We start from the raw sequence: 24,265 nt of genomic DNA, 5'->3' as shown, positions 1-24,265 counted from the left end.
ATTAAATAAGGATCGTTTGAGACGAACGATCCCCCCTACATTTTTCTGTAAAAGTGCGCCAATCTATTCCAAAATGATGGCTTTTACTAGCTATTTTTAACTTTAGAACTGCAAAAATATGCTGTTTCTTAAAAAATAGCGTTCATGCAAGATAAAAGCCTGATGTTTAAAAAAACATCAGGCTAAAATTTTCGCTATATTGGCTTATTTTTCAGTAATTACCAAGCCTTTTTTAAGATAGATTTCAAATCTTCTAGCGTGGCTTCTTTCGGGTTGTAAATGATTGACCCATCATTCAGGGCTTTTTCCGCCACTTCATCCAGTTGTGCTTCAGAAATTTTGCCAGTTTCACTTAAAGTCCGCGGTAATTTAGTCAGACTATAAATGCGGTCACGCACCGTCATAATCATCGCGATGGTTTTATCAGCACGTAAATGCGCTGGTGTTTGTGCATAAATATCTGCACCGGCCAGAGGCAGGAGTAAATCGGCAATTCTCTCTGCATTGACCTCTTTGTTGTATTCCAGCACATAAGGCAGGAACAGGTTCATACATAAACCATGCGGCAGGTGCGCGACCGCACCTAAGGAATGACCGAGTGAGTGAACCAGTCCCACCATAGAGTTAGAAAAGGCAATACCGGCCATGGTCGATGCCTGAGCCAGTTCTAAGCGTCCTTGTGCATCGGTTGGCGTGTCCAGAACATTAAATAGATGCGCGCTGATCTTTTTAATTGCTGCGGTGGCATAAGCATCTGAAATCGGATTGGCCGCCATGCAGGTATAGGCCTCTACCGCATGGGTCATGGCATCCATCGCTGTCATTGCCGTAAGATGTGGGGGGAGCGTTTGGGTCATGCGCGGATCAAGAATTGCTGCATGCGGCATCAGATAATAAGAGGCAAACGGCATTTTGACATTCTTTTCAGTATCTGACACGACAGCGATCATGGTCACTTCTGAGCCAGTGCCTGAGGTCGTCGGAATCACAAAGAAAGGCTTGAGCGGTTTAGGCAGGTTATGTGCGCCTGAGTATTTCAGTAAATCATTACCGCCTTCAGAGACTAGAATATTGGTCGCTTTTGAAGTATCAATGACTGAACCGCCCCCAACTGCAATAATGGCATCACAGTTCTGATCACGATAAAGTTTTGCAGCCTTGCGTACTGTTTCCAGACTCGAATCTGGCGGAACATCATCGAAAATGCCCGCAATCACGGCATCGGCAGATTCAAAAGCGTCTTCAATCGGTATAAGCAGATTGTTGGCGCGTACCCCTTTATCGGTAATGATCAGTGGACGCTTTGCTCCCAAGGTAGCCAGTTCAAATGGAATATGTTCTAACGCGGCATGACCGGCAATGACTTTGACCGGGCAGAAAAATTCGTAATATGGTTTAGCCATGGGTTATGCACTCCGCTTGAAATAGGATTGGGCTACTTTGAGATAGATATTGGCAGCCCCAGTTAATTTTTCTTTTAAACTCAAATCGCTTGGATATTCTTTGACAGCCAGTTCGGCTACTAATTTCGGTAAAATCAACGCTTCCATTTTATTGAGGCAGCGTACCAGACGGATCGCATTGGAAATATCGCCATCCGCAATCATCCGGTCATTGGCAAAAGCCTGTGAAGTACTTTCCTGAAAAGAAAATACCAGAAAGGCATGGTGTAAATGCTTAAAGGTAATGGTGAGATCGGGTTTAATCTTGCTGTTCTTCACCAACTCCAGTTGATGGTTTTCAGTCACTCTGGCAACAAAGGCCGGGCCATTCGGAAATACGTTCATTGAAAGGCTAAAATTGGCAGGAAACTGGGTGATTTCCTGTTGGATTTCTGCATCTACCTGACTGGCCATGACCAGACCGCGACCGATGATATGCATCATCAGTTTGACATAGGCAAGCTGCAAAGCAGGTTTTACGGATTTCTTCGCAATCACATGATAATCCTTATCTTGGTATTATTTGTTTAGAGTAAATACTCTAATTTATTTAAAGGTGAAATGCAAAGGCTTTATTTTTGTTCAATATTAATGTGTGCAAAGTAACCGCTGCTGCTTAAACTTTCAATAATATCTTGACACAAGTCGGCAAATGTCGGTGGCTGACTCAGCAGGTCATGGATTCGAACCATTTCCAGCCCAGCGTAGCCACAGGGATTGATGGTCTGGAATCCTGTCAATTCGCAGTCAATATTGAGTGCCAAGCCATGGTAAGAACGCCCTTTACGGATTTTAAAGCCCAAAGAACCTATCTTGCGTTCTGCGACATACACACCCGGTGCATTAGCTTTGGCATAGGCTTCTATACCATATTTTTTTAACAGGTCAATCATCAGCTGTTCGGCATACGACACCAGTGTACGCACATTCCAGCCGAGACGATTTAGATCAAACATGAAATAAGCCACCAGCTGCCCCGGACCATGCCAGGTGACCTGACCGCCACGATCTGTTTGTATAACAGGAATATTACTAGGAATCAGGATATGTTCCGGTTTACCTGCCTGACCTTGGGTTAATACATCATGGTGCTGTAAAATCCACAGCTCATCCGGGGTATGAGCATCACGGTTTTCGGTAAAATGTTTCATTTCCAGAAAACGGTCTTCATAAGGCGTCAGCTGGTTGTACTGACGGATAATCAATTCAGGTTTTTGAACAGTTTCAGCCACGCTGTGAAAGTCCTTTTTGGGTCAAATTTATCAGATTCATTATAATGAATTGCAAGGCCAATAGAGCAATAGGGTAGGCTCCGAGTTCTATTTTTTTATTGTGGCTCATGGCGTAAAGCGCATAAAAAAGCACGCATATTTGCGTGCTTTTTTATTATGCTGATTACAGCGCTGTGCGAATGTGTTCGCAAGCTGCAAGGTCCGCATAAAGCGCATGAACTTGGTCAAGCTCTTCAAAACGAAGCTGCGCAGTAATAGAGTGATATTTACCTGTACGCGACGGCTGCACTTTTAAAGTCGTCTGGTCAAATTCAGGAAAATGCTTCACTAAAATTTCTACGACAGCACCGTGCAATTCTGTACCTGCATTACCAATGAGTTTAATTGGGTAGTCCATTGGAAATACCCAAAGATCTTCACGGAGTTCGCGAGATGGAGTGCGGTCTATCATAGTTCACCTCAAATTTTATAGACAAAGCCTGCAAAAGAGCAGGCTTTGAGATTCTCTTAAATACATAATGGAGACCCATAGCAATCTTTCAAGTCCCCATCACGCGTTAAGAATTAGTCGTTTTCCAGGAATGAACGCAGGTGTTCAGAACGGGAAGGGTGGCGTAATTTACGTAGTGCTTTCGCTTCAATCTGACGGATACGTTCACGGGTTACGTCAAATTGTTTACCGACTTCTTCCAGCGTGTGATCCGTTGGCATGTCGATACCGAAACGCATTTTCAGGACTTTCGCTTCACGCTCAGTCAGATTTTCCAGAACTTCACGGGTTGCTTCTTTCAAGCCTTCTGAGGTTGCTGCATCAACTGGTGAAGTGATGTTGCTATCCTCAATGAAATCACCCAGATGCGAATCTTCATCATCACCGATTGGTGTTTCCATCGAAATCGGCTCTTTGGCGATTTTCAGTACTTTACGTACTTTAACCTCGTCCATTTCCAGACGTTCGCCCAGTTCTTCAGGAGTCGGTTCGCGGCCCATTTCCTGAAGCAATTGACGCGATACACGGTTGATCTTGTTTATAGTTTCAATCATGTGTACTGGAATACGGATAGTACGCGCCTGGTCTGCGATTGAACGGGTAATCGCTTGACGAATCCACCAGGTGGCATAGGTCGAGAACTTGTAACCACGACGGTATTCGAACTTGTCTACAGCCTTCATCAGACCGATGTTACCTTCCTGAATCAGATCTAGGAACTGCAAGCCGCGGTTAGTGTATTTCTTGGCAATCGAAATCACCAGACGCAAGTTCGCTTCCACCATTTCTTTCTTGGCACGACGCGCTTTTGCTTCACCTACCGCCATACGTTTCGCAATCTCTTTGATGTCACGAACGCTTAAGCCAAGCTCATTTTCAATATCTGCAATTTTTTGCTGGAAGGCCAGTACGTCAGCACGAACTTTTTCCAGATAGCCTTTCTGATCAGCAGGTGCTTTTGCGATTTGCTCATCTAACCAGGCTGGATTTGATTCCTGGCCCGGGAATGTCGTACGGAACTGGGTACGGTCCATACGGCCACGACGGACTGCATAACGCATCACTTCACGTTCTGCACTACGGATCTGCTCATGCGTACCACGAATCATTTCAGAAATCAGATCAAACAGACGCGGTGTAAATTTGAACATCATGAACACAGATGCGAGTGCTTGCAGGGCTTCTTCGCCTTCTTTACTATTGCGGCCGTGTTTTTCCAGAACCGCTTTGGTGTTTTTCCAGGCATCTGAAAGTTCAGTAAAGCGGGCTCTGGCAATTTCTGGATCCGGACCTGAATCTGCTTCAGATTCCTCTTCAGTTTCAGCTTCTTCCTCTTCCTCGTCATCATCCAGTTTTACTTCTTTGGTGGACTTGGCGGCAGATGCTTTTTCCTCTGGAAGCTCAGCTTCCTCTTCGATAACTTCTGGAATTGCTTCATCAGTTTCAGGGTCTAAATACCCTGACAGAATGTCAGCCAGACGACGTTCGCCGGCTTCATAATCTTTATATTCTTGGAGTACAACGCCCACTGCATTTGGCCAGTAAGCAATCGAGTGCAGAATGTCACGGATACCTTCTTCAATCCGTTTTGCAATGCTAATTTCGCCTTCACGCGTTAAGAGCTCAACCGTCCCCATTTCACGCATATACATGCGTACAGGGTCAGTGGTACGACCTGGTTCATTTTCTACAGATGCAAGTACCGCTGCAGCTTCTTCTTCTGCAACTTCATCGGCAGCTTCTGCATTATCCTCAAACATCGCATCATCAGATTCAGGAGCGCGGTCATGGACAGGAATACCCACGTCATTCAGCATTTGAATGATGTCTTCAATCTGTTCGCTTTCTGTGATGGAGTCCGGGAGATGATCGTTAACCTCAGCGAAGGTTAAGTAACCTTGTTCTTTGCCTCGGCTAATCAGAGCCGCTACTTGAGAAGTAGGGGAAGTCATATCGCTCATCTTTGCTTACTCTCGTTGAATCTGTGGCAGTGAAAAACCGTGCATCATAGCACAATTCACTGAAATAATTTTGGAATTGATCAGTCAAGCATGATTTTATCAAAATGTTTGAAAGTACAATTGAATATGAATATTAGGCCTAAGTTTATCTTTTCAAGTGCATTTCCTGATCTTATTTTATAGAAATGTCTTTTATCTGGTGGATAAAAAACATTCAATACCTAATATGCTAATTAATACACAATTATGTAGTAGAAAAACAAGAGCCAATTGGTATACACATACAAAATATATAAATAAAACTTGACAAGTTTTAGAAGGCAAGATAAATAGCGCCTAGACCCATTATATTTTTCACTACGAGGTAGTTTTAGTGTCTTCAACAGATTTTGAGCTGGATGATAGCTACGGTGATGATGACGTTAATTTTGATGAAGCATCAAGTAAGCTGAGTGCGAAAGAATCATTGGAAAAACGCCGTCTGATTGATGAGTTGTTGTCTCAGCGCCGACTGGAACGTGAACTCAAAGATTTTGACTACGACTTCGACGATGATGACGATTTCGATGAGGAAGATTAGCCGATTTGGATTTAGCATGGACTGAATAAATGCTATGCTAAACCCTTCGGTTTTCTAAGTTTGGATATGAAATGAGTGCTTTAGATTTAGACCAGTTGAGTGAATATCTGGATGGCGACCAAAATGAGTATGGTCTGGATTTTGCAGCAACTCATGGTTTCCTGTGTGCAATTGCTGTCGGCCCACAGTTCGACAAATGGTTAGATGAGCTGTTTGAAAGTAACCAGAAAAAAGTACCTGCAGAAATCATCAATCAGGTAAAAACATGGTTAGAGGCAATTCGTCAAAGCTTGGCCAACGAAGAAGGAATCAGTTTCCCCTTCGAGATTGAAGAAGCAGATACCGATTCTAGTCTGGGGGACTGGAGTGTAGGTTTTGTTGACGCCATGTTCCTGAACGAAGAAGCCTGGTTCACTGAAGAGTTTGAAGAACAGCTGGTAGATTTGACTCTGCCAATTATGGTGTTTAGTGGCATTGATGAAGAAGATCCGCAAATGGAGTCTTTCCGTCGCAATGGTCAGCTTATGGATGAACTTGCAGAAGAAATCCCGGAAAACCTGAATGAGTTATATCTGATGTATCACACACCAGAATAATTCTGTAAAATAAAAAAAGCACCACTGGGTGCTTTTTTTATGTCTCGCTATTCTGGTGATAAGCCAATGGTTTTAGTTGTGACTTTATCTGAATGGCTTTAAGGTTGTTTTTGTTGAATTCGCCGAAACATAAGGGCGGTACAGCATCTCGCGTAAGATTTCTCTCTTGGAATACCAGTTACAACACCATGATGCTCAGGCTCAGCAATACACTGACCCCGAGACAGCCCCAAACCAGCTTTTTTTCCCCTCCCTTACTGGGTAAGTGTTGCTTCGTGTGCAAATTTGATCGGGGTTGCTACATCAGCAGCTCATATTGCAGTCATACTGCGTAGAGGATCAATTAGCATATTTTTTGCTGCTATTTCGTTATGCGTCCTCCAGTTAAAAGGGCGAAATTTCCTGCCTCACGTCAGCTAAAAATCTTGCCAGATCTATCCTGTATGTCGCAAACATCTATGAAGTGTCAACCGACTTTATTATCTTAAATAGGATATGTATTGTGTTCACTTAACCTGGAGGAGGAAGGTCAGTGAGTTTTGCTGTTTTATTAAAATGCTAATCTAAGAATTATAATATTCAGCAAGATACATTAGCATAAACTGGATGAGTGCCATTTGATACCAGCCAGTATTTTGACACCCATCCAGGAAAAGGCCAGTTTTAAGTAGGTTTCTTTAGAAATTTGGCCAGACTGTAGCGGGCATAGCCATTATAAGCGATATGAAAGACTAAGCCATGTAAGCCAATCAGGGCGGCGACCAAAAATGAATTTGGGCCTCTGCCTGCATAAGCTGTGGTTCGGAAAACTTCTTCAGTTTGTGGATGAAGCCAGATCATGACAAATAGAAAAATAAACCCGAAAGCCATCGCGATGGTGGTCGACCCCCATACCAGTTTACTTTTCTCTTCTTTGCTGGGTAAACGCTGTTGTGTTTTTACAAAATGGCGGGCACTCAGGAAAGCCGCAGCAATCAGGGCCGGGATCAGGATAATGACTCCCAGATTCAATATATAGATGAGGATGCCAATCAATATCACCAAGGCAAGATAAATAGTGGCAAAATATTTTAGATAATGCGACATTGTTCTAGCCTCCTTTTGTAGAGTCCGATTCAGGATGGCTGATTTTTACGCTGGTGTCTACGGTATAATATCCAGCTAATCAGCACTAGGACGATAGAGAGAATTACATAACTAACTTTGCTGAAGATTTGCTGCATCAGTTGCTGATTCTCACCAAAATAAAAACCGACACAGGCCAGAAATGTGGTCCAGATGACCGTTCCTAAACTGCTATAGAACATGAATTTCCAGAAAGGCATACCGCTCATACCCGCAGGAATGCTGATCAGGGAGCGTACTGCAGGCACCATGCGGCCAAAAAATACAATCCGATGCCCATACTTTTCAAACCATTGCAGAGATGTTTTAACATCTTTGGATTTGATAAACAGGAGTTTGCCATAACGGTCGACGAATTTGAAAATGCTGTCATGATTGAATTTATAGCCAATCCAGTACAAGAGAGCGGCAGCGATTAAGGAACCGAAAGAGCCAGCAATAATCACTCCGCTTAGAAGCAATTGGCCTTGAGAAGCTGAATAGCCTGCAGAGGGCATAATGATTTCAGAGGGAATAGGAGGGAAGACATTGTCTAGAAACATCAGCAGGGCAATACCGAAGTAGCCCAGTTTTTCCATGACAGAGATAATCCATTCGGTTAGATTCATGGTAAATAAGTCAATAAAAAATAATCCCCATATGCTAAGGAGTATTTTTTATACAGTAAAGTTGAGATATATAACTGAGATCGCAGCAATTAACTGTGACTTAAGGTGTAGATATAAACTTTACGTAATAGATAGGCCAAACAGATCGGCAAAACACTTAGCAATAAAAAATGTACCGCGGTAGCATTAATGTGATAACTGACAAACAGGGCTAAAATTGCCCCAATCACGGTACCTAGAATGACAATAAATAAATGTGACTGGCGTTCAAGTTCCTCAGTAACCTGATTCATTCGTTGTAATTTTATATTTTCTTGAGTCTGGAATCTGACAATATTTTCAGAATCCGGTGCAAGTGAACTCGTCATTTTACGTTCCTTTTCATTTTAAATATTTAGTTATTAATGAAAGACTTAGGTGTTTAAAGGTGCTTGATTATAAGACTAGCAAGCTTGATCTGAAAAAAATGCGTGTCTTGGTAAATAATTAGTAAGCTTTTTATTGCGGATGTGTTTTTATGTAAATAAAAAGCCCTCCGAAGAGGGCTTATATATATTTGTTTACAAAGCTTGGTTTAAAGACGTTTACGTTTTGCCGCCAGAATTTGCGATTGGCGCATGCGGAAACCTTCTTTTTGCTTCTCGGTGGTTTTATCAATGCAGTACACGCAGGAAACACCATGTTCATAGCTCGGTAGTGCTACTTCTTCTGGACTCAACGGCCAGCCACAGGCGTGACATTTGGTGTTCTGGCCTTCTTCCATGCCATGTGTGACCGCAGTACGGCCATCAAATACGAAACATTCACCTTCCCACATGCTTTCTTCAGGTGGTGTCTCTTCCAGGTATTTTAAGATGCCGCCTTTCAGGTGATAAACTTCGGTAAAGCCTTCTTGAAGCAAGAGAGAAGTTGATTTTTCACAGCGAATTCCGCCAGTACAGAACATGGCAATTTTCTTATCTTTGTGCTGTTCCAGATTATTTTTTACGTATTCCGGGAATTCACGGAAAGTTTCAGTTTTCGGATCAATCGCACCTTTAAATGTACCGGCTTTATATTCGTAATCGTTACGGGTGTCGACGAGAATCACGTCATCACGTGCGATCAGCTCGTTCCATTCTTTAGGGTCCAGATAGTGGCCGACCAAATCGCGTGGTTTCACTTCTACGCCCAAGGTCACGATTTCCTGTTTCAGCTTGATTTTCATTTTCCGGAAGGGTTTGTCAGAGCTGTGTGACTCTTTATATTCCATCTGTTCAAAACCTTCATCAAGCAGGAACTGATGAACTCGATCAATAGCAGCACGGTCACCCGCCACTGTGCCGTTAATGCCTTCACCTGCCACAATCAGAGTACCGCAAAGGTTGATGGTATTTACCAAGTCCAAAAGACGTTGTTGCAGATTCGCAGGATTCTGAACTTCTTTGAATTGATAAAGTGCGGCAACAACCCAACCAGTCGTCGCTTGCTGTTCTACAGGTGCAAGCTGTTCTACAGTAGCGTTCATGGAATACTCCAACGTAGCATGATAGTTTAAAAGGCGCATATTTTAACGTGATTCGGGTGAATAAGCGAGTAAAACACCGGCTTTTAACAGGCTTCAATTCATTCAGGAGAGCGTGTATAGTCATGCCGACCCAAGATTTTGGGACAATGATGCAAATGCTAAAAATTGCAGCACAGTTGGAGTAAGTTTTGAGTTCGGATCGTCGTATTGCATCTTTAACCCCTTGTGCAGGGCGTTGTTCTACCGTATTTGGAGATGCGGTCTGTCGTGGCTGTCGCCGTTTTAATCATGAAGTCATTCAGTGGAATACTTATACTGCTGACCAGCATAGCGTGGTCTGGCAGCGGCTAGATATACAGTTAGACCAGATTTTAGTGCCGATGCTGCCTCATGCTGATTTAAAGCATGTAGAAAACTTTGTCCGTTCCAAACGTGTACGTTTGCGTGATGATGCCAGCAAAGGTCGAAAGTTGTATCATGCTTTAAAGCTGTGTGAAAAGAACCGCCATTTCACCGATGAAAGCGGGCTGGGCATTCATTATAAGCAAGTGCGTCCTCTTTGGCAGGAGTTTGAACGTCGGGTGCTGGCCTTGGCCCAAGCCAGTTATGACTTGGCCTTTTTACGGGCTGATAGCATTGGCCAGCATTTGATTCATTTACAAGAAGAGGACTAAGTCCTCTTTTTTTAATATAAAAATAGAGTAAGTATCGCTGAGGAATCGGATGAATATCAGTGAATATATGCTGTACTGTCTGGCGGTCGTAATGATGATCGCTACGCCTGGGCCTGTTATGTTGCTGGTCGCCAGTGCTGGTTTAAAAGGTGGTTATCGGCATGCATTACAGACTATTTTTGGAACCAACCTGGCTTCGTTGGTGCTCATTGCTCTATCAGTACTCAGTCTAAAGGGCTTGCTGCTCATTAATGAACAATGGTGGGATGTTATCAAGCTATTGGGCTGCATATATATTGGCTATCTGGGCTTGCAGATTTTCCGAGAAGTTTGGCAAGGTCAGGTAGCACAGGGACATCAGTCTCTGTCGGCAGCATCCGGCGGTTTTCGTCGCGGCTTTCTGGTCGGAATTTCCAACCCTAAAGATATTCTTTTCTTCGCTGCCTTTTTTCCGCAATTTATCGGGATTACGCCAAATCTTGATTTGAGTTTAATCATTTTGATTTTAAGCTGGGTTGTACTGGACTTTCTTTGCTTATCTATTGTGTATTTAGGTTTTAACCGTTTATCGCACTCTCGTTTTTATCCGTATTTGCTGGCAGGGTGTGGTGTGATTCTGGTCATGGTTGCCTTTTATGGTATGTATAGTTTGCTAATTTGAGTATAAAATCAATAAAAACAAGGGTCTGGCTAAATAAAATTTAACGATCCTGTCTGGAAGAGTCAGTAAAAATTATGCTAAGGTAAAATCAAATAAAACTGAACCGCTCAGAATGTCTAAAATAATCATAAAGTCAGACCATCCATTTTCACCCCTGCTATTTAGTCAACCTGCTGTTATTCAATACCTACAGATCATTGGAATTCGGCTGATCGCTGTCAGTATTGTATATCTGCTGGCTGCGAACTGGTGGATGCTTCCCAAGTGGGTACAGCTCCTGATTCCACAAGCCTTAGTGCTGATTTCGGCATTGCTCAGCATACGCTTTAGTGCACGAGAAATGGTAAGACAAAGTCTAGATGGTGTTGTGGGGCTGATGCTGGGCTTAAGCCTAGCGGTGATAGGGCAGATTTATCAAACAGGGGCGGATAGTTATCAGCTTTTTTTACTGTGGGCTTTATTGCTCTTGCCTTGGTTGTATCGTCTGAATATTGGTGTTTTTGCTTTATTTTGTGTGATTAGCCAGCTGGCACTGTATCTGTATTTCAAGCAGAGCTTCTGGATGGAGCGTGCCGAGCCTGCCTATTGGTTGACTCTGAATGTACTCACCGGTGTTAGCTTTTTCTATGCACTGCGATTTTATTCGGTTTTGCGTTATCTGTTGATTGTGGCTGTGGTGATAATTTCTATAGTGAGCATGGTCCAGTTTATCAACTCGAACTCTATCTGGTATTTAGGTTCGGTATTAAGTTTGCCCCTCATATTCAGTGCTTATTTTTATAGCCTTGGTAAGCAGCTGGAAACCAGTTTGCTGGTGGCTGGACTCGCGCTGAGTATGAGTGTGCTGATCTTGGATCTGACCAAGTCCCATTTTCAGGAATCAGCCGGAGGCTTGCTGGTTCTGGCTGTACTGATCTTTGCTTGGTTCGCTGGGATCAGTGGCTTATTAATGAAGATCCTCCCCAAAAGCAGGTTTTCAGTGATTCCACTGGCGCTAGGTGCATGGATTGCTGGAATCATTCTGGCTGCCTTATTACTGACCTATTGGAAAAGTTTTTCCATTTTTATGGGAGCGGTTTTTATCGTGGCTGCCTGCTGGTTGATTCATACCAGGAACTCTGTTTTTCTGCGCCAGTTTGCGTATTGTTTGTGGCTATGTGGTCAGGCCGCCGTTCTGATTCATACGGAGTGGCTAACAGATAGCCTGGTGCTGATCTGGTTGATTCAGCTAGGGATTACACTGCTGAGTATGCGGAGCCGTATGCATTGGTGGGTGGTGGTTTTACAATTATTAATAGCACATGTTTTAGCGATTGCAGCCTTCTATTCAAAAATACAGCATGACCAGTTGTTGTTGATTGCAATGTCAATCAATTATCTGATTCTCATTGTTATTTTAATAAGTACCAGCCATTGGCTGGAATCCCGCTATAGCAAAAGCATACAGTTATGGATGATCTGCATACTGGCAGCCATGGCGATATTGCAAACTTTATTTAAGCAGGTGGTGGTTCATCCAGCTGATCATCATTATCTTGAAAATCTCATGGTTTTTTATGCTTTACCGGCAATATGGCTACTGAGCTTTATTCTGCTATATAAACAGCAATTTAATCGGCATTTCCTGTGGCTGGTTCCCGTCTTGGGAATAGTATTAATCTGGCTGGGCTATTTTGAAATTTTAATAATTCTGCTGCTGATGGCGTGGGCGATTGTTTATCGGCACGTTTGGATACAGGCGCTGTCCATCTTGCTGCTGGTCTTCTGGTTATGGATGCTGTATTACAATCTGGGTCTAAGCTTTCTTTTTAAAAGTCTCAGTATTTTTGCATCCGGGCTGCTGGTACTGCTGCTGGCTTATATTTTAAACCGACCAATGCTGGAAGGTAGAGAAGGAGAGCCCAGATGAAAAAGTTTCTTCCTCTTTATTTGGCCATTTTGAATATAGCCTTGTTTAGTGGGCTGATTTTGCAGCATGAATGGCATTTAAGAAATAGCCAGAGCATGTTTGTTGAATTGATGCCTGTAGATCCGCGCTCTATACTTCAGGGAGATTATATGGCCCTGAGCTATCAGCTGCATTTTGGTGCTGCAGCGAGGCAGAGTAGCCAGCGATCTTTTTCGAATCTTCGTATTGACGATTTTGAAAATCAGTCCCAGGTGCTAAGTTATGTGCAGCTGGATAAACAGCGCAGAGTGATCACGACCAGTTTTGATCAAAGGCTTCTTGGTGGGTCAGCAGCATTTAGCAAGCTTGTTTTGAAAAATCCCCGTAATACTTTTGAGAGTTTATATCCTGCTGCCAACAGTTTTATGTTCGCTGAAGGGCTGGAGTCCTGTTATCGAAATGCTAAATTTGCTGAATTAAAAGTACAGGAAAATGGTGAGGCCGTCCTAGTGGATCTGGTCGATCAGCAGCTTAACTCCTTGAATTGTAAAACTCGTAAAAGCTGGTGGCAGGACAGTTGATCTCTTGTAGAGGGGAGGTATTTTTAGCAATAAAAAAGCCCGCAAGATGCGGGCTTTTGAATCTTGAGTGATCAATCACGCTACTTGTACTGGAATACAGTTAGCAGTGTGATTTACCGTATTGTCCGGATTTGCATAAACCAGACGTGGTTTATGTGCATTGGCTTCAGCTTCGGTAAAATCACCAAAGGTGGCAATAATGATGATATCGCCAACATCGGCCTGATGTGCTGCACCACCATTCACCGAAATAATTCCGGAATTATCTTCACCACGAATTGCATAAGTAGTAAAGCGTTTACCATTGGTCACGTTCCATACATGAATTTCTTCATATTCACGAATGCCAGCCAAATCCATTAAAACGCCATCAATTGCACATGAACCTTCATAGTGTAATTCTGCATGTGTAACAAAAGCGCGGTGAATTTTGCATTTTAATAAACGAGATAGCATGGCTAGCGTCCCCTTAGTTGACCTAAGATTTTGACCTTATGGTTGAATCAGTTTCTACGGCACTGGATCAGTGAGTAGGCTTGCGCATTTTGCGCCTAAACGCCTTGCAAGGCAAGCGTAATTGTCCAGCAATTATTGAATGTTCAGTTCGGTTTATAGGCATTAATTTGATTCATGGCTTGCTGTACTTCACCGTTAACCAGTATTTTGGTACGGGCCAGTACGTGCGCAATAGCATCATCCATTAAACCCTGTTCACTACTTGGTGCCTTACTCAGAACATGGCCAGAAACCCGTTCTTTAGTGCCCGGATGACCAATCCCAATACGTAAACGATGGAAATTTGCACCGATATGCGGCACGATATCGCGTAAACCATTATGTCCACCATGGCCACCGCCAGTTTTTAGGCGAATGATGCCGGGATTCATATCCAGCTCATCGTGGGCGATCAGGATCGATTCTGGTGCGATATTATAGAATTTAGCGAAAGGAACAACACTTTTACCAGAAAGGTTCATAAAGGTTGTAGGCATGAGAAGACGAACATCCTGTCCTTCAATATTGCCACGCCCGCTGATTCCATTAAATTTCGGGTCTTTTTTAAGGCTAATGCCATATTGGTCTGCAAGACGTTCTACAAACCAGAAGCCTGCATTATGGCGGGTTTGGGCATACTCAGAACCTGGGTTACCCAAACCGACAATCAGTGAAATACTAGACACTAATTTACACCATCAACACTTATGCGCGTTTGAAGTCAGCGTGCATTGGTGTGTTTTTAGCTGGGTGACGCTGTAACGCTTGGATTTTCACGTTTTCAACGTTATCACCTACTTTAACTTCAATCACTTCTTCAAAAAAAGCGTTGTTTTCTAAAGCTTTAACAAGCTCACGAAGTTCAAGTGTAATAGCTACAGGCTCAGCAGCACCACCGTAGATGATAGCAGGTACTTTAGCAGCATTGCGAAGGCGGCGGCTCGAACCTTTCCCTTGTAATGCTACTTCACGTGCTTCTGCGTTTAATACGAAGTTTGCCATGATAGACATCCTATTTAAGTTAAATGAACCAGATCTGCGACCGATCTGGTGATACAAAGCCCTGCCAAATGGCAGGGCTTTAGAAATTCAGCGCACTATTATAGATAAGAATCGAACATTGCGCTAATAGATTCTTCGTTGTTGATACGACGGATCGTTTCAGCAACCATGCTTGCAACCGAAACCTGACGGATTTTGCCCAGATTCTGAGCTTCTTCTGAAAGCGGGATGGTGTCAGTGACTACCAGCTCGTCAATTACAGAGTTTTTCAGGTTTTCAATGGCTTTGCCAGACAGTACAGGGTGAGTAGCATAGGCAACAACTTTGCGTGCACCGAAAGTTTTCAGTGCATCTGCTGCTTTACACAGGGTACCTGCCGTATCGACCATGTCATCGACAATGACACAGTCGCGATCTTTCACGTCACCAATCAAATGCATCACTTGTGACTCATTCGCTTTTTGACGACGTTTATCAATAATCGCAAGATCGATATCGCCCATCTGTTTTGCAACAGCACGTGCACGGACTACACCCCCAACGTCAGGAGAAACAACCATCAGGTTATTATGTGACTGCTGGCGCAGGTCAGCAAGCAATGCTGGTGTACCATAGATGTTGTCGACAGGAATATCGAAGAAACCTTGAATCTGGTCAGCATGCAGGTCAATCATCACCACACGGTCAATACCGACGGTAGTCAACATGTCTGCAACAACTTTTGCAGTAATTGGTACACGGCTTGAACGAGGACGACGGTCTTGGCGGGCATAACCGAAGTAAGGGATCACGGCAGTAATACGACCAGCACTTGCACGACGCAATGCATCAGCCATCACCAGGATTTCCATCAGGTTATCGTTGGTAGGGGCACAAGTAGGTTGTACGATGAATACGTCTTTACCACGAACATTTTCAGTAATCTCAACAGCGATTTCGCCATCAGAGAACTGACCTACAGAGGCAGCGCCTAGAGGAATATGTAAATGACTTACGACTTTTTGAGCGAATTGTGGATGTGCAGTTCCACTAAAAACGACAAGATTGGGCATGAAGCACCCTTGGCGGTTGGTATGTATGGAAGTAGATGGCAGGGGTAGCTGGATTCGAACCAACGGATGCCGAGATCAAAACCCGGTGCCTTACCACTTGGCGATACCCCTAATGCGGCAGAACTTTAATATTTTTGCGATGTTATGTCAAGGTAAATTAACAGTCTTACCGCAAATAGATGTTCTGTCTTTTTTCGAGAAATGGCAGGGGTAGCTGGATTCGAACCAACGGATGCCGAGATCAAAACCCGGTGCCTTACCACTTGGCGATACCCCTAGATTTGATGAATGTAAATGGCAGGGGTAGCTGGATTCGAACCAACGGATGCCGAGATCAAAACCCGGTGCCTTACCACTTGGCGATACCCCTAATACATACATCTACAGGTGAAAAATGGCAGGGGTAGCTGGATTCGAACCAACGGATGCCGAGATCAAAACCCGGTGCCTTACCACTTGGCGATACCCCTATTGAACTTTGAATTGACGTAAAGGGGATTCTTGTAAACTGTCCACCAGGTAAGCTTTACATGGCGCATTTACCAGAATATCCGCGATATTCAATTCATCAGTTACCTCAATAAACACGCAGGCACCTGTACCTGTCAACTTTGCAACTCCGAACTGGTCAAGATATTGCATGGCTGCATCGACTTCCGGATATAGGCTTCTCGCTACTGGCTCAAAGTTATTTCCAAAATCAGATGGTGTTTGCTGATAGGCGCAAAATTTAGATGGCTTCGTGTCTCTTGTCAACATTTTTTGTGAAAAAAGCTGTTGAGTGCTGATAAAACAGTCAGGTTTTAATACAATGAATTTTTTTTGATCTAAGTCTATGAATGTTAAGTGTTCACCAATGCCTTCGGCCCAAGCATTCAGACCATGCACAAAAATGGGAACATCTGCCCCGAGCTTTAGCCCAAGTTCGGCAAGTTGCCCGGTGCTAAGGCCACATTGCCAGAGCTGGTTGACCACAATCAGCGTTGTGGCTGCATTGGAAGAGCCGCCGCCAAGACCTGCACCCATTGGAATATTTTTTTCTATATGAATGCTTAAACCACAAGGAGTCTTGGCATGGGGCCGTAACATCTGCACGGCGCGATAAATCAGGTTGTGTTCCTGATCGACCGAAGCCAGTCCCTCAATCTGAATCGCATCATCAGCGCTTTGTTCAAACTCCAGCCAGTCATATAAGTTAATCAGCTGGAAAATGGTTTGCAGCTCATGATAACCATCCGGCCGGCGACCGGTAATATGTAAAAACAAATTCAGCTTTGCAGGGGAGGGAACACGAATCATCATATCTGGATCAGAGCAGTTAACGGTTTTGAATCAGCATTGTAATACGGTTTTCACCACCGTTCTCAAGCGCGTGTTTTAAAATCAGGCGGTTTGGCAGTTTTGCCTGCTGGTTATAGCTTAGCTCTACCCTCCATTGATCTTCTATAATCTGGCTGATGCGCTGGGCACTATCTTTCTGGATTTGAGCAGCCTGAGTGGAAGGACGCGCCTGTACCCAGTCCACCAGATGGCTTATGGGTGCCTGCCAGCCAGTTGCACGTTGCAGCAGTTCCTCAGCGCTTTCCGCTTGAATCAGTCCGGTTTTTGCGCTATTTAAAGTGACTTGGCCGGGTTTGCCTGAAATCTGGGTTCGACCTACGCCTAAAATGCCAGTCAGTTCGATGTCAAATTCTTCCTGCTGCTGTACCCAGGTGAAAAAAGCACTGCCACTTTGCTGTGGGGTGCGTACGCCGATTTTCCCCTGTAACTGGAACTGGTTTTCTGCTTCCAGTACCGTACCGGTGGTCGGTGCTTGAGGCTGTACAATGTGCTGACAGCCCGTCATGAATAAGGCAGTGGCTGCAAACATGCTGCAGCCTAAAGAGTTCCAATAGCGCATAGGTGTAGTTACCTGTTGTTTATTGTGGTGCTAACAATAGCGAATTAAGTTGTTCTAATTCGGGGGCATTTGCGTGATTTTGTTGTAGTTGTTGTAACACTTGATGAAATTGCTGTAAATCTCCATGCATATATAAGGCACGTGCATAACGTATTCCGATCTTAAGACTGGCATTTAGCGTATAAGCTTTGGCCAGCACCTGGGAGGCTTTAGCAAAGTCATTTTGCAAATAGCAGATATAGCCATAAGTATCCAGAATTGATGCCTGTTCCGGTGCATATTCCAGGGCCAGCTCTGCATAATGCCGCGCTTCTTCAAGGCGGCGATTTTGCATGGCGAGGGTGTAGGCATAAGCATTCAGATAGGTTGGGCTATGCGGCTCAATTTTGAGCAGGGCTTGCAGCAGTTTATCCAGCTTGTTACGGTCTGCAAAAGGGTCAAGCAAGAGTACTTGGGCATAGATCAGTTCTGGGTCATCCGGCAGGTTGTTACTGGCTTCTTCCAGAAGACGAATCGCAGCCTTTTTATTGTCCATACGCTTCAGGATGTCGGCTTGGGCCAGATACAGAAAACTGGTGTGCTGTGGATAATTTACCCGTTCCTGGGTCAGGAAACGTAAAGCATCATGCAGTTTGTCCTGCTTGGCAAAGATGGAAATAATATTACGCCGAGAGACGATATACAGGCTGCCATCTACCAGTCGATAATAGGCTTTTGCTGTTTCATAATGTTGTTTACGTTCGGCATTCACAGCCAGATAGTAATAGGCTTCGTTTTGATACTGCGCCGAATAGCGTAGCTCGACCAGATATTTTTCAGCCTGTTCATATTCTTTTAAATCAATACTGGTCAGACCGGCAATAAACAGGGCTTCTTCAGCAGTCGGCCATTTCTTTAAAATATCCTGCAATTTTTTTAAGGCAGTCACAGAATCATTCAGTTTGATGCGGTATTTTACTTCAGCCAGTCGCACCTCAAGGTTGTTACGATGTTTACGGCTGGATTTTTCATACCATTTTAGCGTCTCGTTATAATCGCCCATGGCATCCAGCAGGTTGGCTTTGAGCAGTATGTAGCCGGTTGTTTTTGGTCTTTTCCTGAGTGCTTGTCCAATGGTTTCCAATGCTTGAGCCAGCTGGCCATTTTGGGCTTCAAGGCCGGCAATCAGAACAAGAATCGAGGGGTTATTTTTAGCACTGCTTTTGCTGAGCGCATTGATCAGGTAGGCCCGGTCCTCAGAATCTTCAGGGGAAATTCCGGCCAGAATCTCTTCTAGATCTGCGCTGTCATCAATGTGCAGGATTTTCTCCAGCGTTTCTGCGGCCAGCTCATACTCATGTGCTTTTAAGGCGATGTGCGACAAGTAGAACAATGCGGGCACATCTTGCGGTTCCTGAACCACCCAATGCGTGGAAATGTCCAGTGCCGCAGATAGGTCATCGTGTTCCAGGGCAATATTGAGTGCGCGCTCTTTCACAGCGGTGGAATTACTTTTAATCGCCAGCACGGTATAGTTATGCAGGGCAGTTGGAATATCATGATAGGCCAGCGCAAACTCAGCCACCATACTTTGCTTTATGGCATCATAATTCTGATTTGCATGGTAGGCTGTTCCTGCTGCATGAAGATGCACAGTTGAAACCATGCTCCCTACCAGCAAGAATGTGGTAGAATATTGCTTAATTGTAGGCCCGTTCATACGGCTAGCTGTTTGACGCAATTTTTCTTGATCCAAGTAATGCTTTTTATGACACCGATGTTGCACAATAGCATAAATTTATTGAAATGATGACCTGATATGTCTTTCTTTGCATTGGGTGTCAACCATCAAACTGCCTCTGTAGAGCTACGCGAACAGATAGCATTTAATCCTGAAAAATTAAGTGCCTTGCTCGCTGCACAGAGCCAACACCCTGAATTAAACGATATGGTGGTGGTCTCTACATGTAACCGGACCGAAGTTTACGCGATGTCGGACAATGTCGACATTGTGCTGAACTGGCTTGCCCAAAAAAATGGGGTTGATGTCAAACAACTGCAAAATCATGTCTATCGTTATGAAAATGCCCAAGCCGTTACACATTTGATGCGGGTAGCCAGCGGTCTGGACTCACTGATGCTCGGGGAACCTCAAATTCTGGGACAGGTTAAGTCTGCTTTAACGCTGGCCAAAGAAGCCGAAATTGTTTCTCAGGACTTAAACCGTATTTTTGAATATGCTTTCTATGCAGCCAAACGCGTACGTTCGGAAACTGCTGTAGGAAGTCATGCCGTTTCTATGGGTTATGCCGTTGCCCAACTGGCCATTCAGGTGTTTAGTCACCCTGAAAAGCTGACTATTCTGGTGGTTGCAGCAGGAGAGATGAACAGTCTGGTGGCCAAATACCTTGCGGAAATGGGGGTGGGTAAGATCATTATCTGTAACCGTACCCAGGCACGTGCTGAAACTCTGGCTCAGGAAATTGCCCATCGGGTTGATGTGGAAATTATCGACTTTGACCAGCTGGCGGCTCATCTGCATCGTGCTGATGTGATTTCCAGCTGTACTGGTAGTCTGCACCAGGTAATTCCTTATGCCGATGTCAAAGCCGCTTTAAAGAAACGCCGTTATCAGCAAATGTTATTGGTGGATCTGGCTGTACCGCGTGATATTGATCCGAAAATTGAAAAACTGGATGGGGTGTATCTCTACGGTGTAGATGATCTGCAAAGTGTGATTGATGAGAATCTGGCGCAGCGTCGTCAGGCAGCCGTTGAAGCAGAAGTGATGGTCAACCAGCTGGCTACTGAGCTGATGACCCAGCAAAAGGTCAATCAGGCCGGTAGTACCATTCATGCCTATCGCGAACATGGTGAAGTTCTGCGTCAGGAAGAGCTGCAACTTGCGACCCAGCGCATTGCCAAGGGAGAAAATGCAGAGAAAGTATTGGCCGAGTTTTCTCATCGTCTGACCCAGAAACTGCTGCATCCGACTTCGATTTTGTTACGTGAAGCCGCAAAAGCGGAAGATCCAGGCGTTTTTGAACTGATGCGTGATAACCTGCATGATGTGATGGATAAGCGCCGCAAGCCGAAGCATGAGGATTTATCCTTGATAGATAAGACTATAGATATTTAACGAAAGACTGCTATTACTCTTGTTGTTTTCTTGCTCGATAGCTTTTTCTGGTGGATTTATCTTGCAGAATGCTGACTTTATTTGCTGGCTGAAACACTAGCAGGTTTTGCAAAACCCTGCATAGCAAGCGCTTTAAATTCTATTTCCAAACTATATTTTTAATCGAGTTCCGCTAGAAAAATGGCAGATGCGATATAGGTCTGAAACTTTGATAGGGAGCTAAAAATGATAATTATAGTAGCGCTTAATCTTCCAGCAGAGTCATTGAGCGCTTTTTATCAATTTCATAAATCTGCATCTTGAGATTTTTCATTTCTGCAATACTATTAAATTTTTTCGATCTGATCTTGTGCTGTAAGCACTGATATTGCAACTTGATTGAAAAGTCAGCTGCCAGCTTGTCCGCCTGTTCCGGGGAGGAGGTATAGTCACTGACATTGGCATGTTGCAGAATATGCTGCAATTCACGATGATAGGCCGCACAGGCCCCGAGTACATAATAAATCGAAAGCTCGGGATCATCCGGTAATTCATCAAAAATAATATTCAGAATATTCAGAATTTTAAACAGCAGCTGATCAGGCGAAATCAGGGCACGCAAAGGCTCAAAATGAATATACAGATAGGGGTGATTCATTAAAATTGCAATGACATATTCTTCAGCATCAATCTTGGTACTAAAGCTTAAAGAGGCGTCATTATTGACTTTGGGTTGCCACTTTCGGCTAAAGCCTAATTTCTCCCGGAAAAACTGCTGCAGCAGATAGCGAAATGAGCCTGTTTTGGGCAACAGTTCAGTTAGCTGGCGCAGTTCACCCATGACCTGACTTTTGCCTTCGGGCGTGGCCACATCATGGTTTCGGGTCAGGTGAGCAAAGACGAAGTCCGAAAGCAGCGGGGCCTGATCCAGTAAACGGCGGAAATTTTCCAGTCCTTCACGGCGAATTAACGAGTCTGGGTCATGATCATCCGGCAGGACAAAGAACTTAAGTTCACGGCCATCATTTAAGAGCGGCAGGGCAATTTCCAGAGTACGCCGTGCAGCTTTTTGTCCGGCGGCATCACCATCAAAGGCAATAGTAATCCGATTATTCTGCTTAAACAGGATGTTCAGATGTTCAGTATTACTGGCTGTACCCAGGGTCGCCACGGCGCCATGGATGCCGGCTTGCTGTAAGGCAATCACATCCATATAACCTTCGACCATTAGCCAGTCTTGGGCTTTTTGCTTGCGGCCTTCGTATAAACCGTACAGCAGCTGGTTTTTATGGAAAACCTCTGAATCTGGTGAGTTGATATATTTGGGTTTGATTTCATTATTTAGCGCACGGCCACCGAAACCGACGATCCGGCCTTTGCTGTCACGAATCGGAAAGATGACGCGGTCACGCAGCAGGTCGAAATCCCGGCCGCTGTCACTGGTCCGAATCAGGCCCAGCAGTTTGAGTCCCTGAATATCCTGTGGAAAGGCTTTTTCCAGATGTTGCCAGTCCTCAGGTGCGTAGCCTAAGCGCCAGTAGGCCACAGTTTCATGACTTAAACCGCGCTGTTTAAAATATTGCTGGGCATTGGGACTGTGAGGTAACTGGCGTTCATAAAACTGTGCAATATTTTCCAGTAAGTCATACAGATTGCCGTCAGCCTGACTTTCTATAGCTGGCATTTGCTCAAAAGAGGCAAATGGATCATCGGTATAAAACTCAGGGTCTGGCGCCTGAATTTCAGCAAAAGGGTCAAAATAAGCCGCTTGTTCAGGTGCAGGATTTGCGGGTAGATTTGTTATTTTTACAGGCGGTGCTGTGACTGGCTTGGGCTTGGCTTCACGCTTGTATTTCAGCCGGTTGGAATCTTTATTGTCTTTAGGCAGTTCAATCCCGGTCTGGCTGGACAGTTCTTTCATCACCTCGACGAAATTACGGCTGCCAATATCCATCAAAAAGCGGATGGCATTTCCGTTGGCCTGACAGCCGAAACAGTGAAAATACTGCTTGTCGCGATAGACGTGGAAAGAAGGTGACTTTTCCTGATGGAAGGGGCAGCAGCCCGAATAGGTACGGCCAGTCTTTTTTAATTTCACGTATTGACCAATCACATCGACAATGTCGGTGCGATCGAGAATCTGATCAATCGTATGCTGAGGAATGGCCATGGTGTATTGAGCTGCTCGTGCTGCGTGTCTAAATTCTAAATCATTGAAAAAATGAGAATAGTCTAATGGAACTGTCGTCTTGCAAATTCCTTTGTATACCTTTTGAGCAGATTGTTCAAGCATTGCCCGGACAAAACAAAAGGGCAAGTATGATACCTTGCCCTTAATAAAATTGCACCTCGAACCGTGACTTGATTGAACGGTTCTGTCAGACCTAGTCTTCGCTCTCCGGACGGTCCAGTAAGCCAAATGATATGCGGTTGGTCCAGCTGCGTTTTGGTGGTTCAAGTTCTGCTGGCTGGCTTGTAGTATCGGTTGCCGTGCTGGCGCCCTTACCAAAGATACCCAAAGTCGCACGGTTCAGGAAGCTGCCTTCATGACGTGCTGCGCGCAGGTTGACCTCACCATTGGCTTTCACCAGATTCGGATAGTTCAGCTTCAAAACTTCAATATACTGCTGGGAAGTCGCTTTATCTCCCAGCTTGTCATATCCATAGGCGACTGTGGCCAAAGCTTCCGGAATCTGAGGTGTTTTCGGATAGTGTTCGATCACCCACAATGAGCGTTCTACAGCAGCCAGATACGCCTTACGTTTCAGGTTGAAACGCGCTGCACTCATTTCATGCTCTGCCAGTTCCTGACCGATAAACTGCATACGTTGCGCGGCATCTACTGCATAACTGCTGGATGGATGGCGGCGAATGAAATCGACAAAGTTCTGGTAGGCCAGTTTCAGATAACTGACATCACGGTGCGACTGTTTTAGTGAGGTATAACGCATCAGGCCATTATAGTTCTGTTCCATATTGGCCACACCACGCACATAATAGGCATAGTCTACGTTAGGGTGCTGCGGGTTTAGACGGATAAAACGTTCAGCCAGTGCGACAGCACCCTCAAAATCTTTTTGCTGGAATTTGACATAGAGCAGCTCAAGCTGGGCCTGCGGTGCGTATTGGCTGGTCGGAAAATAGGTTTCCAGTGCTTCAAGCTGTTTTGCCGCATCACTATATTGATTACGATCTAGCGCTTTCTGTGCTTTTTGAATATAAACTTGTTCGCTAGACTCTGGACCTTTGTCCACGACTTCTTTTTTGGGATTACTGCTACAGCCTACCATTGCCGATGCAACGCCTAACGTAATTGCAAGCATTGTCATTTTATAATGTGGTAGCGACATAAAAATTCCTCTGTTAATACGGGC

25 protein-coding genes and 4 tRNA genes are annotated in these 24,265 nt (G+C 44.4%); 7 read left to right on the top strand and 22 right to left on the bottom strand.

The window, feature by feature from the left end:
* Positions 1 to 218: 218 nt before the first annotated feature.
* The 5 genes from E5Y90_RS10460 to rpoD form a co-directional block, all read right to left on the bottom strand.
* Entirely contained in the window at positions 219 to 1,403 is a 1,185-nt protein-coding gene (locus E5Y90_RS10460; protein WP_174660169.1) for an iron-containing alcohol dehydrogenase, read from the bottom strand.
* Positions 1,404 to 1,406: 3 nt separating this feature from the next.
* Positions 1,407 to 1,940, bottom strand: coding sequence for a hypothetical protein (locus tag E5Y90_RS10455; RefSeq protein WP_174660168.1), 534 nt, complete (start codon positions 1,938 to 1,940; stop codon positions 1,407 to 1,409).
* A gap of 74 nt (positions 1,941 to 2,014) precedes the next feature.
* Positions 2,015 to 2,674 carry a lipoyl(octanoyl) transferase LipB gene (gene lipB, locus E5Y90_RS10450; RefSeq protein WP_174660167.1) on the bottom strand — a complete coding sequence of 220 codons (660 nt, stop codon included), beginning with the start codon at positions 2,672 to 2,674 and terminating at the stop codon, positions 2,015 to 2,017.
* 163 nt (positions 2,675 to 2,837) lie between these two features.
* Complete coding sequence (locus tag E5Y90_RS10445) at positions 2,838 to 3,125, bottom strand: YbeD family protein (protein WP_151204067.1); 288 nt, start codon at positions 3,123 to 3,125, stop codon at positions 2,838 to 2,840.
* Positions 3,126 to 3,238: 113 nt separating this feature from the next.
* The gene (rpoD, locus tag E5Y90_RS10440) at positions 3,239 to 5,125 is read right to left on the bottom strand and encodes an RNA polymerase sigma factor RpoD (RefSeq protein ID WP_151204068.1); all 1,887 of its coding nucleotides are present in this window, start codon (positions 5,123 to 5,125) and stop codon (positions 3,239 to 3,241) included.
* 373 nt (positions 5,126 to 5,498) lie between these two features.
* On the opposite strand from rpoD, the gene E5Y90_RS10435 reads away from it, so the two are divergent.
* Entirely contained in the window at positions 5,499 to 5,705 is a 207-nt protein-coding gene (locus tag E5Y90_RS10435) for a PA3496 family putative envelope integrity protein (protein WP_151204069.1), read from the top strand.
* Between the two features lie 71 nt (positions 5,706 to 5,776).
* Complete coding sequence (locus E5Y90_RS10430; RefSeq protein ID WP_174660166.1) at positions 5,777 to 6,301, top strand: YecA family protein; 525 nt, start codon at positions 5,777 to 5,779, stop codon at positions 6,299 to 6,301.
* 663 nt (positions 6,302 to 6,964) lie between these two features.
* Here the strand turns inward: E5Y90_RS10430 and E5Y90_RS10425 are convergent.
* The 4 genes from E5Y90_RS10425 to E5Y90_RS10410 form a co-directional block, all read right to left on the bottom strand.
* Complete coding sequence (locus tag E5Y90_RS10425; protein WP_151204071.1) at positions 6,965 to 7,387, bottom strand: ABZJ_00895 family protein; 423 nt, start codon at positions 7,385 to 7,387, stop codon at positions 6,965 to 6,967.
* Between the two features lie 29 nt (positions 7,388 to 7,416).
* Entirely contained in the window at positions 7,417 to 8,034 is a 618-nt protein-coding gene (locus tag E5Y90_RS10420; RefSeq protein WP_174660165.1) for a DedA family protein, read from the bottom strand.
* 89 nt (positions 8,035 to 8,123) lie between these two features.
* Positions 8,124 to 8,402 carry an FUSC family protein gene (locus tag E5Y90_RS10415; RefSeq protein WP_151204073.1) on the bottom strand — a complete coding sequence of 93 codons (279 nt, stop codon included), beginning with the start codon at positions 8,400 to 8,402 and terminating at the stop codon, positions 8,124 to 8,126.
* Positions 8,403 to 8,608: 206 nt separating this feature from the next.
* Complete coding sequence (locus tag E5Y90_RS10410) at positions 8,609 to 9,541, bottom strand: rhodanese-related sulfurtransferase (RefSeq protein ID WP_174660164.1); 933 nt, start codon at positions 9,539 to 9,541, stop codon at positions 8,609 to 8,611.
* A gap of 188 nt (positions 9,542 to 9,729) precedes the next feature.
* Between E5Y90_RS10410 and E5Y90_RS10405 the strand changes: the two genes are divergently transcribed.
* From E5Y90_RS10405 to E5Y90_RS10390, 4 genes are all read left to right on the top strand, one after another.
* The gene (locus tag E5Y90_RS10405) at positions 9,730 to 10,215 is read left to right on the top strand and encodes a DUF1289 domain-containing protein (protein ID WP_151204075.1); all 486 of its coding nucleotides are present in this window, start codon (positions 9,730 to 9,732) and stop codon (positions 10,213 to 10,215) included.
* 49 nt (positions 10,216 to 10,264) lie between these two features.
* Positions 10,265 to 10,876 carry a LysE family translocator gene (locus E5Y90_RS10400; RefSeq protein ID WP_151205830.1) on the top strand — a complete coding sequence of 204 codons (612 nt, stop codon included), beginning with the start codon at positions 10,265 to 10,267 and terminating at the stop codon, positions 10,874 to 10,876.
* 112 nt (positions 10,877 to 10,988) lie between these two features.
* Positions 10,989 to 12,785, top strand: coding sequence for a DUF2157 domain-containing protein (locus E5Y90_RS10395; protein WP_174660163.1), 1,797 nt, complete (start codon positions 10,989 to 10,991; stop codon positions 12,783 to 12,785).
* Positions 12,782 to 13,345, top strand: coding sequence for a GDYXXLXY domain-containing protein (locus E5Y90_RS10390; RefSeq protein WP_174660162.1), 564 nt, complete (start codon positions 12,782 to 12,784; stop codon positions 13,343 to 13,345). The genes E5Y90_RS10395 and E5Y90_RS10390 overlap by 4 nt, the downstream gene beginning before the upstream one ends.
* A 75-nt stretch (positions 13,346 to 13,420) precedes the next feature.
* Here the strand turns inward: E5Y90_RS10390 and panD are convergent, their stop codons facing one another.
* The 11 genes from panD to E5Y90_RS10335 all read right to left on the bottom strand — a co-directional run bounded on the left by panD (position 13,421) and on the right by E5Y90_RS10335 (position 19,514).
* Positions 13,421 to 13,801, bottom strand: a complete 381-nt coding sequence (gene panD, locus E5Y90_RS10385; RefSeq protein WP_151204079.1) for an aspartate 1-decarboxylase — start codon at positions 13,799 to 13,801, stop codon at positions 13,421 to 13,423.
* Between the two features lie 143 nt (positions 13,802 to 13,944).
* A complete protein-coding gene (gene pth, locus E5Y90_RS10380) occupies positions 13,945 to 14,526 on the bottom strand; it encodes an aminoacyl-tRNA hydrolase (protein WP_174660161.1) in 582 nt (193 codons plus the stop codon).
* A gap of 19 nt (positions 14,527 to 14,545) precedes the next feature.
* Entirely contained in the window at positions 14,546 to 14,842 is a 297-nt protein-coding gene (gene rplY, locus E5Y90_RS10375) for a 50S ribosomal protein L25 (RefSeq protein ID WP_151204081.1), read from the bottom strand.
* Between the two features lie 98 nt (positions 14,843 to 14,940).
* Positions 14,941 to 15,894, bottom strand: a complete 954-nt coding sequence (locus E5Y90_RS10370; protein WP_151204082.1) for a ribose-phosphate pyrophosphokinase — start codon at positions 15,892 to 15,894, stop codon at positions 14,941 to 14,943.
* A gap of 36 nt (positions 15,895 to 15,930) precedes the next feature.
* Positions 15,931 to 16,005, bottom strand: a tRNA-Gln gene (locus tag E5Y90_RS10365).
* Between the two features lie 91 nt (positions 16,006 to 16,096).
* A tRNA-Gln gene (locus tag E5Y90_RS10360) sits at positions 16,097 to 16,171 on the bottom strand.
* 18 nt (positions 16,172 to 16,189) lie between these two features.
* Positions 16,190 to 16,264, bottom strand: a tRNA-Gln gene (locus tag E5Y90_RS10355).
* A gap of 25 nt (positions 16,265 to 16,289) precedes the next feature.
* Positions 16,290 to 16,364, bottom strand: a tRNA-Gln gene (locus tag E5Y90_RS10350).
* Positions 16,363 to 17,193: a 4-(cytidine 5'-diphospho)-2-C-methyl-D-erythritol kinase gene (gene ispE / locus E5Y90_RS10345; protein ID WP_151204091.1), complete on the bottom strand. Its 831-nt coding sequence runs from the start codon at positions 17,191 to 17,193 to the stop codon at positions 16,363 to 16,365. The genes E5Y90_RS10350 and ispE overlap by 2 nt, the downstream gene beginning before the upstream one ends.
* 19 nt (positions 17,194 to 17,212) lie before the next feature.
* Positions 17,213 to 17,794, bottom strand: a complete 582-nt coding sequence (lolB, locus tag E5Y90_RS10340; protein WP_151204083.1) for a lipoprotein insertase outer membrane protein LolB — start codon at positions 17,792 to 17,794, stop codon at positions 17,213 to 17,215.
* A 19-nt stretch (positions 17,795 to 17,813) separates the two neighbouring features.
* The gene (locus tag E5Y90_RS10335) at positions 17,814 to 19,514 is read right to left on the bottom strand and encodes a tetratricopeptide repeat protein (RefSeq protein ID WP_151204084.1); all 1,701 of its coding nucleotides are present in this window, start codon (positions 19,512 to 19,514) and stop codon (positions 17,814 to 17,816) included.
* Positions 19,515 to 19,592: 78 nt separating this feature from the next.
* Between E5Y90_RS10335 and hemA the strand changes: the two genes are divergently transcribed.
* Complete coding sequence (hemA, locus tag E5Y90_RS10330; protein WP_174660160.1) at positions 19,593 to 20,912, top strand: glutamyl-tRNA reductase; 1,320 nt, start codon at positions 19,593 to 19,595, stop codon at positions 20,910 to 20,912.
* A 244-nt stretch (positions 20,913 to 21,156) separates the two neighbouring features.
* Here the strand turns inward: hemA and E5Y90_RS10325 are convergent, their stop codons facing one another.
* The gene (locus E5Y90_RS10325; protein ID WP_174660159.1) at positions 21,157 to 23,061 is read right to left on the bottom strand and encodes a DNA primase; all 1,905 of its coding nucleotides are present in this window, start codon (positions 23,059 to 23,061) and stop codon (positions 21,157 to 21,159) included.
* A 214-nt stretch (positions 23,062 to 23,275) separates the two neighbouring features.
* The gene (locus tag E5Y90_RS10320) at positions 23,276 to 24,241 is read right to left on the bottom strand and encodes an outer membrane protein assembly factor BamD (RefSeq protein ID WP_174660158.1); all 966 of its coding nucleotides are present in this window, start codon (positions 24,239 to 24,241) and stop codon (positions 23,276 to 23,278) included.
* Positions 24,242 to 24,265 lie beyond the last annotated feature (24 nt).

It is taken from the genome of Acinetobacter sp. 10FS3-1, assembly GCF_013343215.1.
In the GTDB taxonomy this organism is placed as follows: Bacteria; Pseudomonadota; Gammaproteobacteria; order Pseudomonadales; family Moraxellaceae; genus Acinetobacter; species Acinetobacter lwoffii_C.
This window is presented reverse-complemented; position numbering and strand designations above follow the sequence as displayed.

Bases quoted from the DNA above. Each gene is read 5' to 3' on its own strand.
- E5Y90_RS10460 (WP_174660169.1), bottom strand. From the start codon at position 1,403: ATGGCTAAACCATATTACGAATTTTTCTGCCCGGTCAAAGTCATTGCC.
- E5Y90_RS10445 (WP_151204067.1), bottom strand. From the start codon at position 3,125: ATGATAGACCGCACTCCATCTCGCGAACTCCGTGAAGATCTTTGGGTA.
- rpoD (WP_151204068.1), bottom strand. From the start codon at position 5,125: ATGAGCGATATGACTTCCCCTACTTCTCAAGTAGCGGCTCTGATTAGC.
- E5Y90_RS10430 (WP_174660166.1), top strand. From the start codon at position 5,777: ATGAGTGCTTTAGATTTAGACCAGTTGAGTGAATATCTGGATGGCGAC.
- E5Y90_RS10425 (WP_151204071.1), bottom strand. From the start codon at position 7,387: ATGTCGCATTATCTAAAATATTTTGCCACTATTTATCTTGCCTTGGTG.
- E5Y90_RS10420 (WP_174660165.1), bottom strand. From the start codon at position 8,034: ATGAATCTAACCGAATGGATTATCTCTGTCATGGAAAAACTGGGCTAC.
- E5Y90_RS10415 (WP_151204073.1), bottom strand. From the start codon at position 8,402: ATGACGAGTTCACTTGCACCGGATTCTGAAAATATTGTCAGATTCCAG.
- E5Y90_RS10410 (WP_174660164.1), bottom strand. From the start codon at position 9,541: ATGAACGCTACTGTAGAACAGCTTGCACCTGTAGAACAGCAAGCGACG.
- E5Y90_RS10400 (WP_151205830.1), top strand. From the start codon at position 10,265: ATGAATATCAGTGAATATATGCTGTACTGTCTGGCGGTCGTAATGATG.
- E5Y90_RS10395 (WP_174660163.1), top strand. From the start codon at position 10,989: ATGTCTAAAATAATCATAAAGTCAGACCATCCATTTTCACCCCTGCTA.
- E5Y90_RS10390 (WP_174660162.1), top strand. From the start codon at position 12,782: ATGAAAAAGTTTCTTCCTCTTTATTTGGCCATTTTGAATATAGCCTTG.
- panD (WP_151204079.1), bottom strand. From the start codon at position 13,801: ATGCTATCTCGTTTATTAAAATGCAAAATTCACCGCGCTTTTGTTACA.
- rplY (WP_151204081.1), bottom strand. From the start codon at position 14,842: ATGGCAAACTTCGTATTAAACGCAGAAGCACGTGAAGTAGCATTACAA.
- E5Y90_RS10370 (WP_151204082.1), bottom strand. From the start codon at position 15,894: ATGCCCAATCTTGTCGTTTTTAGTGGAACTGCACATCCACAATTCGCT.
- ispE (WP_151204091.1), bottom strand. From the start codon at position 17,193: ATGATTCGTGTTCCCTCCCCTGCAAAGCTGAATTTGTTTTTACATATT.
- lolB (WP_151204083.1), bottom strand. From the start codon at position 17,794: ATGCGCTATTGGAACTCTTTAGGCTGCAGCATGTTTGCAGCCACTGCC.
- hemA (WP_174660160.1), top strand. From the start codon at position 19,593: ATGTCTTTCTTTGCATTGGGTGTCAACCATCAAACTGCCTCTGTAGAG.
- E5Y90_RS10325 (WP_174660159.1), bottom strand. From the start codon at position 23,061: ATGGCCATTCCTCAGCATACGATTGATCAGATTCTCGATCGCACCGAC.
- E5Y90_RS10320 (WP_174660158.1), bottom strand. From the start codon at position 24,241: ATGTCGCTACCACATTATAAAATGACAATGCTTGCAATTACGTTAGGC.